This window comes from Streptomyces sp. Tek67B01 (genome assembly GCF_055231995.1).
Window position 1 is genome coordinate 4,623,731 of the sequence record NZ_JBUYUY010000001.1, and the last position, 14,926, is coordinate 4,638,656.

Consider the following 14,926-nt stretch of genomic DNA (forward strand, 5'->3'; position numbering starts at 1 on the left):
GAGGCGGTGGCGGGTCGTATGAGACGTCGGTACTTCCGGGAGGGGATCTGGGGGGATCGGGAAGGCCGACACGGGAGGGGTAACCGTGAGGGGGTCCGGCCGGAAGGCCGGGCCCCTTTTCGGTTCGTCCCCGTTTCGGTTCGTCCACAGGCGCGGCGCGCTGTCGGCGGCGGCCGGTACGTTCTAGGCATGACGAGCAACGGGGCAGTGCAACTCGCGGTGGTCGAGGGGGTGCTGGAACGCATCACCTACGCCAACGAGGAGAGCGGCTACACGGTCGCCCGGGTCGACACCGGCCGGGGCGCCGGAGACCTGCTGACCGTCGTCGGCTCCCTGCTCGGCGCGCAGCCCGGCGAGTCGCTGCGCATGGAGGGCCGCTGGGGCTCCCACCCCCAGTACGGCAAGCAGTTCAGCGTCGAGAACTACTCCACCATCCTGCCCGCCACCATCCAGGGCATCCGCCGCTATCTGGGCTCCGGCCTCATCAAGGGCATCGGGCCGAAGATCGCCGAGCGCATCGTCGACCACTTCGGCACCGACACCCTGGAAGTGATCGAGGGCGAACCGAAGCGGTTGATCGAGGTGCCCGGCCTCGGACCCAAGCGGACCAAGCTGATCGGCGCCGCCTGGGAGGAGCAGAAGGCCATCAAGGAGGTCATGGTCTTCCTCCAGGGCGTCGGCGTCTCCACCTCCATCGCGGTCCGCATCTACAAGAAGTACGAAGACGCCTCCATCTCCGTGGTCCGCAACCAGCCCTACCGGCTCGCCGCCGACGTCTGGGGCATCGGCTTCCTCACCGCCGACCGGATCGCCCAGGCCGTCGGCATCCCGCACGACAGCCCGGAACGGGTCAAGGCCGGGCTCCAGTACGCCCTGTCGCAGTCCACCGACCAGGGCCACTGCTTCCTTCCCGAGGAACGGCTGATCGCCGACGGGGTCAAGCTCCTCCAAGTGGACACCGGGCTCGTCATCGACTGCCTGGCCGAGCTGGCGGCGGACCCGGAGGGGGTCGTCCGGGAGTCCGTGCCGGACCCCCAGGGCGGCCCGCCGATCACCGCCGTGTACCTGGTGCCCTTCCACCGGGCCGAGCTGTCGCTGGTCGGCCAGGTGCGGCGGCTGTTGTACGCCGAGGAGGACCGGATGCCCGGCTTCCAGGACGTGGACTGGGACAAGGCGCTGACCTGGCTTGCCGGCCGCACCGGGGCCACGCTCGCCCCGGAGCAGCGGGACGCCGTCCGATTGGCCCTCACCCGCCGGGTCGCGGTCCTCACGGGAGGGCCCGGCTGCGGCAAGTCCTTCACCGTCCGCTCGATCGTGGAACTGGCCCGGGCCAAGAAGGCCAAGGTGGTCCTGGCGGCGCCCACCGGCCGGGCGGCGAAGCGGCTCTCGGAGCTGACGGGGGCCGACGCCTCGACCGTGCACCGGCTGTTGGAACTCAAGCCGGGCGGGGACGCGGCCTACGACCGGGACCGCCCCTTGGAGGCGGATCTCGTCGTGGTGGACGAAGCCTCGATGCTGGATCTGCTGCTGGCGAACAAACTGGTGAAGGCGGTGGCCCCCGGCGCGCACCTCTTGTTGGTCGGGGACGTGGACCAGTTGCCGTCCGTGGGCGCGGGCGAGGTGCTCCGGGATCTGCTCGCGGAGGGAGGGCCGGTGCCCGCCGTCCGTCTGACCAGGATCTTCCGCCAGGCCCAGCAGTCGGGCGTGGTCACCAACGCCCATCGGATCAACACCGGCGTGCCGCCCATCACCGACGGGCTGCCGGACTTCTTCCTCTTCCCCGAGGAGGACACGGAGGAGGCCGGACGGCTCGCCGTGGACGTGGCCGCACGGCGGATTCCGGCCAGATTCGGCCTCGATCCGCGCCGTGACATCCAGGTGCTCGCGCCGATGCACCGGGGCCCCGCCGGGGCGGGGAACCTCAACAACCTGCTCCAACAGGCGGTGACGCCCGCCCGTCCCGGCCTGCCCGAGAAGCGGTTCGGCGGCCGGGTCTTCCGGGTGGGTGACAAGGTCACCCAGATCCGGAACAACTACGAGAAGGGCGCCAACGGCGTCTTCAACGGCACGGTCGGCGTCGTCACCGGCCTTGACCTGGACGAACAGCGCCTGACAGTGCGGACGGAGGAGGACGAGGAGGTCGCCTACGAGTTCTCCGAGCTCGATGAGCTGGCCCACGCGTACGCCGTCACCATCCACCGGTCCCAGGGCAGCGAGTATCCGGCGGTCGTGATCCCGGTCACCACCGGGGCCTGGATGATGCTCCAGCGGAATCTGCTCTACACGGCGGTGACCCGGGCGAAGAAACTGGTCGTTCTGGTCGGGTCCCGCAAGGCACTCGGCCAAGCGGTGCGTACCGTTTCCGCAGGCAGGAGGTACACGGCTGTGGCCCCCAGGCTGTCCGGCCGGATACCGGTGGGAAACATCACCTAAATGATCGATCATTTGGGGTTCCCGGCAGTGCGCACAGGGGGCAGGATGTTCAGATTGAAGGCACTCAGTGCCGTCAGAAGCACCAAAGGCCGACCCCGAGTGCACTCTCCTGCGCCAAATGGGGGAAGGTAGAGGCAGTCAGGGCACCTCGAAGAAGAGGCACTACGTCGGTGAGGGATGACGTGAGCGACAACTCTGTAGTACTCCGGTACGCGGACGGTGAATACACCTACCCGGTGGTCGAGAGCACCGTCGGTGACCAGGGCTTCGACATCTCGAAGCTGCGGGCCCAGACCGGGCTCGTCACCTTGGACAGTGGCTACGGCAACACCGCCGCCTACAAGTCCGCGATTACCTACCTCGACGGCGAGCAGGGCATCCTGCGCTACCGCGGCTACCCGATCGAGCAGCTGGCCGAGCGTTCGACCTTCATCGAGGTCGCCTACCTGCTGATCAACGGGGAGCTGCCGACCGTCGACCAGCTCGCGTCGTTCCGCAACGAGATCACCCAGCACACGCTGCTGCACGAGGACGTCAAGCGGTTCTACGACGGCTTCCCGCGCGACGCGCACCCGATGGCGATGCTCTCCTCCGTGGTCAGCGCGCTGTCGACGTTCTACCAGGACAGCCACAACCCGTTCGACGAGAAGCAGCGCCACCTCTCGACGATCCGGCTGCTGGCCAAGCTGCCGACGATCGCCGCGTACGCGTACAAGAAGTCCGTCGGCCACCCGGTGGTCTACCCGCGCAACGACCTCGGCTACGTCGAGAACTTCCTGCGCATGACCTTCTCCGTGCCGGCCCAGGAGTACGACCTGGACCCGGTCGTCGTCTCGGCGCTGGACAAGCTGCTGATCCTGCACGCGGACCACGAGCAGAACTGCTCGACCTCCACCGTGCGTCTGGTCGGTTCCTCGCAGGCGAACATGTTCGCCTCGATCTCCGCCGGCATCTCGGCCCTGTGGGGCCCCCTGCACGGTGGCGCCAACCAGTCGGTGCTGGAGATGCTGGAAGGCATCAAGAACGACGGCGGCGACGTCGACGCCTTCATCCGCAAGGTGAAGAACAAGGAAGACGGCGTCCGCCTCATGGGCTTCGGGCACCGCGTCTACAAGAGCTTCGACCCCCGGGCGAAGATCATCAAGGCGGCGGCGCACGATGTCCTCTCGGCGCTCGGCAAGAGCGACGAGCTGCTCGACATCGCGCTCAAGCTGGAAGAGCACGCGCTGGCCGACGAGTACTTCGTCGCGCGCAACCTCTACCCGAACGTGGACTTCTACACCGGTCTCATCTACCGGGCCATGGGCTTCCCGACCGAGATGTTCACCGTGCTCTTCGCGCTCGGCCGGCTCCCCGGCTGGATCGCCCAGTGGCACGAGATGATCAAGGAGCCCGGCTCCCGCATCGGTCGCCCGCGCCAGATCTACACCGGCGAGGTCCTGCGCGACTTCGTCCCGGTCGAGGCCCGCTGACCCGAGGCTTCCGGGCCCGTCAGGGCCCGCGCACACGAAAAGCGCCCCGCCGTCGATCCCCCCACGGGTCGACGGTCGGGGCGCTTTCCTTTCCCCGGAACGGATTCCCCCCACGGGACCCGAACCGGGGTGTCGGCGAGGAGTGCGGCCGTGAAAGCACACACTCCAGTGGGGTTCTTGCCGGGACCCGTACAGGTCGGGAGGGCCGCTCAAAGCTCCCCGGGGCGCACGTGTCCCGGCCGGCTGATGCCCGGGACGTCCCCCAAGACCTCCCGCGAACGTCCCCCAAGACGTTCCTGGCATCACCCCATTAGACCCGCGCATCCGCCGGATGGTTACGTTCGAATCACTGTGATCTGCGTCTCCTGTGAAGGACTTGTGCGTGCGGTGCGAAGGGAATCCTCTAGCGGAAGGATCGCAACCGCAGGCTGTTGGTCACCACGAAGACCGAAGAAAAGGCCATGGCCGCTCCGGCGATCATCGGGTTGAGCAGCCCGGAGGCCGCCAACGGCAGCGCGGCCAGGTTGTAGCCGAAGGCCCAGAAAAGATTGCCCTTGATGGTGGCCAGGGTCCGCCGGGAGAGACGGATCGCGTCCGCCGCCACCCGCAGGTCTCCCCTTACGAGCGTCAGATCGCCGGCCTCGATGGCCGCGTCCGTACCGGTCCCCATGGCCAGACCCAGGTCGGCCTGGGCGAGGGCGGCCGCGTCGTTGACGCCGTCCCCGACCATGGCCACCGTCCGGCCCTCGGCCTGCAAGCGGCGTACGACCTCCACCTTGTCCTGCGGGAGCACCTCGGCGATCACCTCGTCGATGCCCACCTCATGGGCCACCGCCTCGGCCACGGCCCGGTTGTCGCCGGTCAGCAGCATCGGGGCGAGGCCGAGCGCCCGCAGCCGCGCCACCGCTTCGGCGCTGGTCGCCTTCACCGCGTCGGCGACGGCGAGCACCCCGCGCACCTCCCCGTCCCAGGCCACCAGCACCGCCGTGGCGCCCGCGGCCTCGGCGTCCGCCTTGGCCCCGGCCAGGGCGGACGGCAGGGCGGCGACGCCCCGCTCCGCCAGGAAGCCCTCCCGGCCCACCAGTACGGAGCGCCCGTCCACCACGCCCCGTACGCCGAGTCCGGCGAGGTTCTCGAAGCCCTCGGGGACCGGCAGGGCCCCCGCCCGCTCGGTGGCGCCCACCGCGATCGCACGGCCGATGGGGTGCTCGGAGGCGTGTTCCAGGGAACCGGCCGTGCGCAGCAGCTCCAGCTCGTCCACGCCCGGCGCGGGGTGCACCCCGGTCAGGGTCATCCGCCCGGTCGTGACGGTGCCGGTCTTGTCCAGGACGACCGTGTCCACCCGGCGGGTCGACTCCAACACCTCCGGCCCCTTGATCAGGATGCCGAGCTGGGCGCCCCGGCCGGTGCCCACCATCAGGGCGGTCGGGGTGGCCAGCCCCAGGGCGCACGGGCAGGCGATGATCAAGACGGCCACCGCGGCGGTGAACGCGGCCGTCGCGTCGTCGGTGATCAGCAGCCAGGTCACCCACGTCCCGAGCGAGAGCAGCAGGACGACCGGCACGAACACCGCCGAGATCCGGTCCGCGAGGCGCTGCACCTCGGCCTTGCCGTTCTGCGCCTCCTCGACCAGCCGGGCGATCCGGGCCAGCCGGGTGTCCGCGCCGACCCGGGTCGCCTCGACGACCAGCCGCCCGGACGTGTTGACGGTGGCGCCGGTGACCGGGTCGCCGACGCCCACCTCCACCGGCACGGACTCACCGGTGAGCAAGGAGACGTCCACGGCGGAGCCGCCCTCGACCACCGTGCCGTCGGTGGCGACCTTCTCCCCGGGGCGGACCACGAACCGGTCGCCCACGACGAGCGCCCCCACGGGCACGCGTACCTCGAGTCCGGCGCGCAGGACCGCGACGTCCTTGGCGCCCAGCTCCAGCAGCGCCTTGAGGGCGGCGCCCGCCTTCCGCTTGGATCGGGCCTCCAGGTAACGGCCCAGCAGGATGAAGGTGACGACGCCGGAAGCCACCTCCAGGTAGAGGGAGTCCCCCGTCCGGGACGCGGTGAGGGCGAAGTCGTGCCGCATCCCGGTCACGCCGGCGTCACCGAGGAACAGCGCCCACAGCGACCAGCCGAACGCGGCGAGCGTGCCGAGCGAGACCAGGGTGTCCATGGTGGCCGCGCCGTGGGTCGCGTTCGTCCAGGCGGCCCGGTGGAACGGCAGGGCGCCCCACACGGCGACCGGTGCGGCCAGGGTCAGCGAGAGCCACTGCCAGTTGTCGAACTGGAGGGCCGGGACCATGGCCAACACCACGACCGGCAGCGCCAGGGCGGCGCTGACCAGCAGCCGCCCGCGCAGCGCGTCGAGCGCCGGGTCCGCCGGGACCGCATCCGGCGCGGCGGTGGCGCGGGCCGGGGGCTCCGGTACGGGCGGGGGCGGGGGCTCCTCGGCGGTGTAGCCGGTCTTGACGACGGTCGCGATCAGGTCGTCCACCCGTACGTCACCCGAGTAGGAGACCTTGGCCTTCTCGGTGGCGTAGTTCACCGTGGCGCTGACCCCGTCCATCCGGTTCAGCTTCTTCTCGACGCGGGCCGCGCAGGAGGCGCACGTCATCCCGCCGATGGTCAGTTCGACCTCCGCGGCGCCGGCCACCGCCACCGGCCCTTCGTGCACTGCGCTGCCGCTCATCTCCGGCTCCAAACGGGAAGGCCGGGCCGTACGGGACCAGTATGAGCGGTCCCGGACGACCCGGCGGGGTCCTTCGCAGTTCTACCCGCCCTCAGGCCCGGCCCGCCAACTCGTACCCGGCCTCGTCCACGGCGGCGCGCACGGCGTCGTCCTGGAGCGGGGCGGCGGAGACCACGGTGACCTCACCCGTCGCGGCGACGGCCTTGACCGAGCTCACGCCCGGCAGCGCCGAGATCTCGGCGGTCACGGCGCCCTCGCAGTGCCCGCAGGTCATGCCGGTCACCCGGTAGACGGCGGTGGTCTGGGTGTCCGTGTCGGCGCTCATGTCGTTCTCCTCTTCGAGGGCGTGTCGGTCGCGGGCGGGGAGGTGTGTGACACCATCCTCCCCGACTCACGTCCAGTGTACCCCCAGGGGGTATTCCGGGAGGCGCGGCGCGGCGCGGTTCGGGTCGCGCCGTTCAGCCGTCGCGGCGCCCCCGGTTGCCCGGCCTGCGGGCCACCCAGGCGCGGATCGTATCGTCGTACCAGTAGGGCTTGCCGTGCTCCACATGGTCGGGGGCGGGCAGCAGTCCGTGCTTGCGGTAGGAGCGCACGGTGTCCGGCTGGACCCGGATGTGGGCGGCGATCTCCTTGTACGACCACAGCTGTCGGTCGCTCATGCACGACACCTCCTTGTCCACGGCACAGGGGTCGGCCGGGAGGCCGTCGGGGGAGCCGGCGCGTGGACGGACGATCACTCGGGGTTGTGCCCGGGGAACGACGCTCGGTGAGGGCAGGGGAGGGCCTGTCGACCGGCTGTGACGGAAAACCCGCGTAACGCGGACATGCGTGACACTGCGGCGACTTCTGTGACGGATGTGGTACGGCGGATATGGCACACCGGTGGTGGGGGTTCAGCGGTGCAGGCGGTGTCAGTGGTACCGGCGGTGCCAGTGGTGCCGGCGGTGGCTCAGCGGTAGAGCGCGGGCCGTTCCACCAGCTCCACGGGCGTCCGGGCGCCGCCGCGCGCGGCGGCGAGGCCGGCCTCGGAGACGGCCGCGGCCGCGTAGCCGTCCCACACGTCGGGCCCGTCGATCCGTCCGCGCGCGGCTGCCGCCACCCACCGCCGCACCTGGCGGTCATAGGCGTCGGCGAACCGGGTGAGGAAGTCCTGGGCGATCTCCCCGCCCCACCGGCCCCGCGTCTGTACGACCATCGCGTGACCGTCCCCGATCCGGGCGCTGCCCGCCTCGCCGACCGCCTCGCACCGCACCTGGTAGCCGAAGCCGCAGTTGACGAAGATCTCGACGTCGACGATCGCCCCGCCCGAGGTCTCCAGCAGCACGAAGCGGGGATCGCTCAGCCCCTGCGGCGCCGCCGCGGACGGGGTGGGCGAAAGGACGGTCACCGCGGTGATCTCCTGCCCCAGGAGCCAGCGCGCCGCGTCCACCTCGTGCACCACGGAGTCGCTGATCAGCATGTCGCTGGTGAAGAAGGACGGAGAGGCGGCGTTGCGGTGTCGGCAGTGCAGGAACAGCGGCCTGCCGATCCCGCCCGCGTCCAGCAGTCCTTTCAGTCCCTCGTACTCGGCGTCGAAGCGTCGCATGAAACCCACCTGGACCAGCTTGCGGCCGAGCTTGAGCTCCGCCTCCAACACCCGCAGGGCGCCCGCCGGATCGGGGGTCAGCGGCTTCTCGCACAACACCGGCAGCTCCCGCGCCAAGGCGTGCAGGAGAGCTTCCTCGTGGGCGGGCCCGGGCGAGGCGATCAGTACGGCGTCCACCCCCGGCGCTGCCATCGCCGCCGCGGCGTCGGTGTGCGCGCTCACGCCCTCCAGGTCGGCCACGACCTCCTTGACGCGGTCGCCGTCCGGATCGGCCACGGCCACCACCCGCGCCCCGCCGACCGTCCGGCCGATCCGGCGGACGTGGTCGGCGCCCATCCTCCCGGTGCCGATGACGGCGATACCGAGCGTGCTGGTCATGTGGAAGTCCCCCTTGAGGTGGCGGGCCTGAGGTGGCGGGCCTCAGGCGGCGAGTGGTCAGCGGGCGCCGCAGGAGCGCAGATAGGACCGGGTCCGGCGGGCGATCGGCAGCGGCCGGTCCGGCGGGCACGGGTACATGTCCTGCTCGACGATGGCGAACAGGTCCACGCCGAGCGCCTGCGCGGCGGCCAGTACGGGTTCCAGCGCGGGCACCCCCGAGGGCGGCTCGCACATCACCCCGCGCGCCACGGCCGGTCCGAACGGCACCTGCCCGGCCACCACTTCGGCCAGGACGCGCGGGTCCACCTGCTTGAGGTGCAGGTAGCCGATCCGCTCGCCGAAGGTCTCGACGGCGCGGACGCTGTCCCCGCCGCAGTACGCGTAGTGGCCGGTGTCCAGGCAGAGCGAGACCAGCTCCGGGTCGGTGGTGTCGAGGAACCGGGCGACGTTCTCCGGGGTGTCGATGTGGGTGTCCGCGTGCGGGTGGACCACGATCCGCAGCCCGTACCGCTCGCGCACCTCCCGCCCCAGGCGCTCGGTCTGCGTGGTCAGTTCGCGCCAGCCCAAGGCCGTGAGGGTCGGGTCCTCCAGCACCTCGCCGGTCTTGTCGTCGCGCCAGAACGACGGGATGACCACGAGGTGCGCCGCGCCCATGGCCCGGGTGAGTTCCGCGATCCGCGACACGTGCTCCCAGGTCTGCTCCCACACGCCCGGCCCGTGATGGAGTCCGGTGAAGACGGTGCCCGCGGACACGCGCAGGCCGCGCCGGGCGGTCTCGTCGGCGAGGCGGGCCGGATCGGTGGGCAGGTAGCCGTACGGGCCGAGCTCGATCCACTCGTACCCGGCGTCCGCGACCTCGTCCAGGAAACGCTCCCACGGCGTCTGGCGGGGATCGTCCGGAAACCAGACCCCCCACGAGTCCGGGGCGGAACCGACGCGGATACGGGTCAGCGTGGCTGGGGAGGACGAGGGAGTGGAGGGCGAGGAAGTGGAGGGTGGGGGAGCGGAGGACGGCGAGGACGTCATGGCGGCCACCTTAGGGTGCGAGGCTCGAAAGGGGACGGGGAAGAGCAGTGGGAGAGGAAGTGGGAGCAGTGGCACCGAACAGCGGGGACGGGGACGCGTTCGACCCGGCGCGGGCCACCGGGGACGGGGACGCGTTCGATCTGATCACGATGGGGCGCATCGGGGTTGATCTCTACCCGCTGAGAACCGGCGTACCGCTCGCCGAAGTGGAGACCTTCGGCAAGTTCCTGGGCGGTTCCCCGACGAACGTCGCGGTGGCGGCGGCCCGCCTCGGCCGCCGGGTGGCCGTGATCACCCGGACCGGGGCCGACCCCTTCGGCGCGTACCTGCGCGGGGAGCTGCGGGCCTTCGGCGTCGACGACCGGTGGGTGCGCGAGGTGGCCGCCTACCCGACGCCCGTCACCTTCTGCGAGATCTTCCCGCCGGACGACTTCCCGCTGTACTTCTACCGCTTCCCGAAGGCGCCCGACCTGGAGATCGCGGCCGATGAGATCGACGCCGACGCGGTGCGGGCCGCCCGGGTGTTCTGGATGACGGGCACGGGCCTGAGCGCGGAGCCCAGCCGCAGCGCCACCCTCGCCGCGCTCGAAGCCCGCTCGAAATCCGGGACCACCGTCTTCGACCTCGACTGGCGGCCGATGCTGTGGGGCGACGAGCCGGGGCCCTGGTACGAGCGGGCGCTCGGCAGCGCCACGGTCGCCGTCGGCAACGCCGAGGAGTGCGCGATCGCGACGGGTGAGCGGGAGCCGTACGCGGCGGCCCGGGCGCTGTTGGCGGCCGGGGTGGAGCTGGCCGTCGTCAAACGCGGCCCGGCCGGTGTCCTCGCCGTCCACCGTGACGGGACGGCCGTGGAGGTGCCGCCGGTACCGGTTGAGGTCGTCAACGGACTCGGCGCGGGCGACGCCTTCGGGGGCGCGCTGTGCCACGGGCTGCTCGCGGGCTGGGACACGGGCCGCGTGCTGCGCTTCGCCAACGCGGCGGGCGCCATCGTCGCCTCCCGGCTGGCCTGCTCGACGGCGATGCCCTACGTGAAGGAGGTCGAGGAGGTGCTGGAACGGTGACGGTGACCGCCTCCCACGCGATGGCCTCGACGGCCCTGCGGGTGCTGGAGCTCGCCCCCGGCGAGTCGTACGCGCACACCTGCGGCGACCACGAGTGGATCGTCCTGCCCCTGGCCGGCTCCTGTGTCGTCGACTGCCGTGCGCCCGACCCACAGCTGATCGAACTGAGGGGCCGCGACGACGTGTTCACGTCGGTGACCGACTTCGCCTACCTCCCGCGCGACGGCCGCGCCGACATCCGCTCCCGGGCCGGCGGCCGGTTCGCGCTGGTCGGGGCGCGCTGCGAGCGGGCGTTGTCCGCCCGGTACGGGCCGGCGGACCGGGTGCCCGTCGAGCTGCGCGGCGCCGGGCAGTGCTCCCGCCAGGTCAACAACTTCGCCGCCGCCGACGCGTTCGCCTGTGACCGGCTCATCGCGGTCGAGGTGCTCACCCCCGGCGGCAACTGGTCCTCGTACCCGCCCCACAAGCACGACGAGCACCGCCCCGGCGAGGAGTCCCGGCTGGAGGAGATCTACTACTTCGAGATCGCCCCCCACGACGGCACGCCGGGCCGCGGATACCAGCGTGTCACCCCCTCCCCGGCGGGGAAGACCGACATCCTCACGGAGGTGAGGAGCGGGGACGCGGTGCTCATCCCGGACGGCTGGCACGGGCCGTCCATCGCGACGCCCGGGCACGACATGTACTACCTCAATGTGATGGCCGGACCGGAGGGCCCCCGGGAGTGGCTGATCCGCGACCACCCCGACCACGGATGGATCCGTTCCACCTGGGCCGACGGCGAGGTCGACCCCCGGTTGCCCTTCTACCGAGCGGAGGACCGCCGCCCATGACCACGATCAGGCTCACCGTGGCGCAGGCCCTCGTACGGTTCCTCTCCCGCCAGTACACCGAGCGCGACGGAACCCGCCGGCGGCTGGTCGCCGCCACCTGGGGGATCTTCGGACACGGCAACGTCGCCGGGATCGGGCAGGCCCTGCTGGAGAGCGGCCGGGAGGAGATGCCCTTCCTCCAGGGACGCAACGAACAGGCCATGGTGCACGCGGCCGTCGGGTACGCCCGCCAATCGGGGCGGCTGTCGACGCACGCCGTGACGACCTCCATCGGGCCCGGCGCGACCAACCTCGTCACCGGGGCCGCCCTCGCGACCGTCAACCGGCTGCCGGTGCTGCTGCTGCCGGGGGACACCTTCGCGACCCGGCCCGCCGACCCGGTGCTCCAGCAACTGGAGGTGCCCCATGCCGGTGACGTCTCCGTCAACGACGCCCTGCGGCCCGTGTCCCGCTACTTCGACCGGGTCACCCGCCCGGAGGCGCTGATCCCCGCCGCCCTCCAGGCGGTACGGGTGCTCACCGACCCCGTCCAGACCGGCGCCGTGACCCTCGCGCTGCCGCAGGACGTACAGGCCGAGGCCCACGAGTGGCCCGAGGACTTCTTCGCCGAACGGGTCTGGCGGGTGCGCCGGCCCCGGCCCGACCGGGACGAGCTCGCGGCAGCCGCCGAAGCGGTACGGGCCTGCGCGCGCCCCCTGATCATCGCCGGCGGCGGCATCCGGCACGGCGCCGCCCAAACCGCCCTCGCCGAGTTCGCCGGGGCCACCGGCATTCCCGTCGCGGCGACCCAGGCGGGCAAGGGCGCACTTCCCTTCGACCATCCCGCCGAGGTGGGCGGCGTCGGGCACACCGGTACGGCCACCGCCGACGCCCTCGCCCGCGAAGCCGACCTGGTGATCGCGGCGGGCACCCGGCTGACCGATTTCACCACCGCCTCCGGGACCCTGTTCCAGAACCCGGCCGTCCGTTTCGTCGGCCTCAACCTCGACCCGTACGACGCCCACAAGCTCGCCGCCCGGCCGCTGGTCGGCGATGCGAGGGAGTGCCTGGAAGAACTCCGCGTCGCGGTCGGCGGATACCGCGTGGACCCCCTGTACGAGGCGACGTACACGAAGGGGAAACGCGACTGGGAGCGGCTGGTCGAGCAGGCCCTCGCGAGCGACGACGAGGACGCCGCCCCGACACAGGCGCAGGTGCTCGGTCTGCTCGACGGCGTCGTCGACGCCTCCGACATCCTGATCAACGCGGCCGGCTCGCTCCCCGGGGACCTGCACAAGCTGTGGCGCCCGCGCTCCGCCGACCAATACCACGTCGAATACGGCTACTCCTGCATGGGCTACGAGATCCCCGCCGCCATCGGGACGGCGCTGGCCGCGCCCGGACGGCCCGTGTGGGCGCTCGTAGGGGACGGCACGTACCTGATGAACCCGACCGAGATCGTCACCGCCGTACAGGAGGGCGTCCCGATCAAGGTCGTCATCCTCGACAACCACGGCTACGCCTCGATCGGCGGCCTGTCGGGGGCGGTGGGCGGCGAGGGCTTCGGGACGGCCTACCGCTTCCGGGCGGCCGACGGCGCGTACACCGGTGCGCCGCTCCCGGTGGACCTCGCGGCGAACGCGGCCTCCCTCGGGATGTCGGTCATCCGCGCCGAGACCGTCCGTGACCTGCGAAAAGCCCTGGTGGAGGCGCGGGCATCGGACCGTCCCACATGTGTCTACACGCAGACCCGAACACCCGACACTGTGTCGGGCCCACCCCCGCCGCAGGCGTGGTGGGATGTTCCCGTGGCCGAGACCGCGAGCCGTGCGGCGGCGGCCTCGGCCCGCGAAGAGTACGACCGGCAAGCCGCGCAGCGACGTCGCCATCTGTGAAGGAGCAAGGCACATGAAGACCGTCAACCACTGGATCGGTGGCAAGACCGTCGAGGGCGCGTCGGGCAACTACGGCCCGGTCACCGACCCGGCCACCGGCGAGGTCACCACGCAGGTCGCGCTCGCCTCCGCCGAGGAGGTCGACGCGGCCGTACAGGTCGCCGCCGAGGCGTTCCGCAGCTGGGGCCAGTCCTCGCTCGCCGCCCGCACGAAGGTGCTGTTCGCCTACCGCGCGCTGCTGGACGCCAACCGCGACGCGATCGCCGAGCTGATCGTCGCCGAGCACGGCAAGGTGCACTCGGACGCGCTGGGCGAGGTCGCCCGCGGCCTGGAGATCGTCGAACTGGCCTGCGGGATCACCACGCAGCTCAAGGGCGAACTGTCGACCTCGGTCTCCAACCGCGTCGACGTCTCCTCCATCCGCCAGCCTCTGGGCGTGGTCGCGGGCATCACCCCGTTCAACTTCCCGGCCATGGTCCCGATGTGGATGTTCCCGCTGGCCGTCGCCTGCGGCAACACCTTCATCCTCAAGCCGAGCGAGAAGGACCCGTCGGCCGCCAACAAGCTCGCCGAGCTGGCGACGGAGGCAGGCCTCCCGGCCGGCGTCCTGAACGTCGTCCACGGCGACAAGGTCGCCGTCGACGCGCTGCTCGCGCACCCCGGCGTCGCGGCCGTCTCCTTCGTCGGCTCCACCCCCATCGCCCGCCACATCCACACCACGGCCTCCGCCAACGGCAAGCGGGTCCAGGCGCTGGGCGGCGCCAAGAACCACATGCTGGTGCTGCCGGACGCCGACCTCGACGCCGCAGCCGACGCCGCCGTCTCGGCCGCGTACGGTTCGGCGGGCGAGCGCTGCATGGCGATCTCGGCGGTCGTCGCGGTCGGCTCGATCGCCGACGAACTGGTGGAGAAGATCCGCGAGCGCGCCGAGAAGATCAAGATCGGCCCCGGCAACGACCCGACCTCCGAGATGGGCCCGCTGATCACCGCCGCCCACCGCGACAAGGTCGCCTCCTACGTGAAGGGCGCCGCCGACCAGGGCGCGGACGTGGTCCTGGACGGCACCGGATACACCGTCGAGGGCAACGAGAACGGCCACTGGATCGGCCTGTCCCTCCTCGACAACGTCAAGACCGACTCCGACGCCTATCGCGACGAGATCTTCGGGCCGGTGCTGTGCGTGCTGCGCACCGAGACCTACGAGGAGGGCGTGGCGCTCATCAACGCCTCGCCGTTCGGCAACGGCACCGCGATCTTCACCCGCGACGGCGGCGCCGCCCGCCGCTTCCAGCTGGAGATCGAGGCGGGCATGGTCGGCGTGAACGTACCGATCCCCGTGCCGGTGGGCTACCACTCCTTCGGTGGCTGGAAGGACTCCCTCTTCGGGGACCACCACATCTACGGCAACGACGGCATCCACTTCTACACCCGCGGCAAGGTCGTCACCACGCGCTGGCCGGACCCGTCCGAGGCCCCGCTGGGCATCGACCTCGGCTTCCCGCGCAACCACTGACGTCACACTTTCTCGCCGGACCGCTCGCCCCCGCAACCCTCACGCGGGGGGCGAGCCCCGTTTCACCA

The 14,926-nt window shown here is 71.5% G+C and carries 11 protein-coding genes; 6 read left to right on the plus strand and 5 right to left on the minus strand.

Annotated features, from left to right (window positions below; genetic code table 11):
- Nucleotides 1-189 precede the first annotated feature (189 nt).
- Entirely contained in the window at nt 190-2,433 is a 2,244-nt protein-coding gene (gene recD2, locus ACV7NM_RS20805; RefSeq protein ID WP_463411680.1) for an SF1B family DNA helicase RecD2, read from the plus strand.
- Between the two features lie 182 nt (nt 2,434-2,615).
- Complete coding sequence (locus ACV7NM_RS20810; protein ID WP_136216460.1) at nt 2,616-3,905, plus strand: citrate synthase; 1,290 nt, start codon at nt 2,616-2,618, stop codon at nt 3,903-3,905.
- Between the two features lie 403 nt (nt 3,906-4,308).
- Here the strand turns inward: ACV7NM_RS20810 and ACV7NM_RS20815 are convergent, their stop codons facing one another.
- From ACV7NM_RS20815 to ACV7NM_RS20835, 5 genes are all read right to left on the minus strand, one after another.
- On the minus strand, nt 4,309-6,588 hold the full coding sequence (locus ACV7NM_RS20815; protein WP_463411681.1) for a heavy metal translocating P-type ATPase: 2,280 nt from the start codon (nt 6,586-6,588) through the stop codon (nt 4,309-4,311).
- 91 nt (nt 6,589-6,679) lie between these two features.
- Nucleotides 6,680-6,913, minus strand: coding sequence for a heavy-metal-associated domain-containing protein (locus ACV7NM_RS20820; RefSeq protein ID WP_463411682.1), 234 nt, complete (start codon nt 6,911-6,913; stop codon nt 6,680-6,682).
- A 133-nt stretch (nt 6,914-7,046) separates the two neighbouring features.
- Nucleotides 7,047-7,247 (minus strand): helix-turn-helix transcriptional regulator, encoded by a 201-nt coding sequence (locus tag ACV7NM_RS20825; protein WP_136216457.1) that lies wholly within the window; start codon nt 7,245-7,247, stop codon nt 7,047-7,049.
- Nucleotides 7,248-7,537: 290 nt separating this feature from the next.
- Entirely contained in the window at nt 7,538-8,551 is a 1,014-nt protein-coding gene (locus tag ACV7NM_RS20830) for a Gfo/Idh/MocA family protein (RefSeq protein ID WP_463411683.1), read from the minus strand.
- Between the two features lie 57 nt (nt 8,552-8,608).
- Nucleotides 8,609-9,577 carry a sugar phosphate isomerase/epimerase family protein gene (locus ACV7NM_RS20835; RefSeq protein ID WP_463411684.1) on the minus strand — a complete coding sequence of 323 codons (969 nt, stop codon included), beginning with the start codon at nt 9,575-9,577 and terminating at the stop codon, nt 8,609-8,611.
- A gap of 149 nt (nt 9,578-9,726) precedes the next feature.
- Between ACV7NM_RS20835 and iolC the strand changes: the two genes are divergently transcribed.
- The 4 genes from iolC to ACV7NM_RS20855 are packed head-to-tail and all read left to right on the plus strand — an operon-like array spanning nt 9,727 to nt 14,858.
- A complete protein-coding gene (iolC, locus tag ACV7NM_RS20840) occupies nt 9,727-10,638 on the plus strand; it encodes a 5-dehydro-2-deoxygluconokinase (protein ID WP_463414008.1) in 912 nt (303 codons plus the stop codon).
- A 20-nt stretch (nt 10,639-10,658) separates the two neighbouring features.
- Nucleotides 10,659-11,471, plus strand: a complete 813-nt coding sequence (iolB, locus tag ACV7NM_RS20845) for a 5-deoxy-glucuronate isomerase (protein WP_463414009.1) — start codon at nt 10,659-10,661, stop codon at nt 11,469-11,471.
- On the plus strand, nt 11,468-13,345 hold the full coding sequence (gene iolD, locus ACV7NM_RS20850; RefSeq protein ID WP_463411685.1) for a 3D-(3,5/4)-trihydroxycyclohexane-1,2-dione acylhydrolase (decyclizing): 1,878 nt from the start codon (nt 11,468-11,470) through the stop codon (nt 13,343-13,345). The genes iolB and iolD overlap by 4 nt, the downstream gene beginning before the upstream one ends.
- Nucleotides 13,346-13,358: 13 nt before the next feature.
- Nucleotides 13,359-14,858, plus strand: coding sequence for a CoA-acylating methylmalonate-semialdehyde dehydrogenase (locus ACV7NM_RS20855; RefSeq protein ID WP_463411686.1), 1,500 nt, complete (start codon nt 13,359-13,361; stop codon nt 14,856-14,858).
- Nucleotides 14,859-14,926: the final 68 nt, after the last annotated feature.

Excerpts from the sequence above, each read along its gene's own strand:
- recD2 (WP_463411680.1), top strand. The coding sequence starts at position 190 with ATGACGAGCAACGGGGCAGTGCAACTCGCGGTGGTCGAGGGGGTGCTG.
- ACV7NM_RS20815 (WP_463411681.1), bottom strand. The coding sequence starts at position 6,588 with ATGAGCGGCAGCGCAGTGCACGAAGGGCCGGTGGCGGTGGCCGGCGCC.
- ACV7NM_RS20820 (WP_463411682.1), bottom strand. The coding sequence starts at position 6,913 with ATGAGCGCCGACACGGACACCCAGACCACCGCCGTCTACCGGGTGACC.
- ACV7NM_RS20825 (WP_136216457.1), bottom strand. The coding sequence starts at position 7,247 with ATGAGCGACCGACAGCTGTGGTCGTACAAGGAGATCGCCGCCCACATC.
- ACV7NM_RS20830 (WP_463411683.1), bottom strand. The coding sequence starts at position 8,551 with ATGACCAGCACGCTCGGTATCGCCGTCATCGGCACCGGGAGGATGGGC.
- ACV7NM_RS20835 (WP_463411684.1), bottom strand. The coding sequence starts at position 9,577 with ATGACGTCCTCGCCGTCCTCCGCTCCCCCACCCTCCACTTCCTCGCCC.
- iolC (WP_463414008.1), top strand. The coding sequence starts at position 9,727 with ATGGGGCGCATCGGGGTTGATCTCTACCCGCTGAGAACCGGCGTACCG.
- iolB (WP_463414009.1), top strand. The coding sequence starts at position 10,659 with ATGGCCTCGACGGCCCTGCGGGTGCTGGAGCTCGCCCCCGGCGAGTCG.
- iolD (WP_463411685.1), top strand. The coding sequence starts at position 11,468 with ATGACCACGATCAGGCTCACCGTGGCGCAGGCCCTCGTACGGTTCCTC.
- ACV7NM_RS20855 (WP_463411686.1), top strand. The coding sequence starts at position 13,359 with ATGAAGACCGTCAACCACTGGATCGGTGGCAAGACCGTCGAGGGCGCG.